This is a genomic window from Synechococcus sp. H70.1 (genome assembly GCF_047502705.1).
Classification (GTDB): domain Bacteria; phylum Cyanobacteriota; class Cyanobacteriia; order Thermostichales; family Thermostichaceae; genus Thermostichus.
In genome coordinates this window covers 1-634 of record NZ_JANSIV010000128.1, presented here as the reverse complement: position 1 = coordinate 634, position 634 = coordinate 1, and the positions used below count along the sequence as shown (strand labels likewise).

The 634-nt window shown below is 52.7% G+C and carries 2 protein-coding genes; one reads left to right on the top strand and one right to left on the bottom strand.

The window, feature by feature from the left end:
- Window positions 1-220 (top strand): DUF933 domain-containing protein (locus NW827_RS09385; protein WP_414503613.1); only part of this gene is annotated, 220 nt, incomplete at its 5' end.
- Here NW827_RS09385 and NW827_RS09380 read toward each other — a convergent pair.
- Window positions 210-634: hypothetical protein (locus NW827_RS09380; RefSeq protein ID WP_414503612.1), on the bottom strand; the 425-nt coding region annotated here is incomplete at its 5' end. The two genes, NW827_RS09385 and NW827_RS09380, sit on opposite strands and share 11 nt — an antisense overlap.

The window sequence follows — 634 nt, the reverse complement described above, 5'->3', positions numbered from 1 at the left end:
AGCTTGGACCATCAGGCGCGGCACCAAAGCCCCTCAAGCTGCTGGGATAATACATAGCGATTTTGAACGGGGTTTTATTCGTGCTGAAACTATTGCTTACGAGGACTACGTGCGCTGCGGCTCCGAAGCTGCCGCCCGAGAAGCTGGCTTGCTGCGTTCAGAAGGCCGAGAATACGTGGTGCAAGATGGAGACGTGATATTATTCCGATTTAATGTTTAAGCTGGTCTTCGTAAAGCCGGCCAAAAGTTAAGCTGATGATTGGGGTTCCAAAAAAGCGCTGTGAAGGCGTGTTGCCTTCCAAAAGCCGAACGGGACGGGGAAAGTAGTGGAGTGCATAGCCAAAGCGTACGCCCTGCACAGCACGATAGCTGGTACCAAAGTAGGCCCCGAACACCACCATACCCCCAATGCCGGGATGCAAACGGCCTTTAGGCAGTGCTTGAAATACGTCGTAAATGCGCTCGCCTAGTTCCGGCTCATAGCGATTGTTCTGGTTGTGATCGTTAAAGTAGGGATAAACCCACCCCAGCGTTGGTCCTGCAGAGAATTGCACGTAAGGTCGTAGGTTGTCGGCGATCTGCTCACGCCAAAGACGTCGCTGCACCCCTGTTTGAAGGGGAAGAAGAAGTAGAT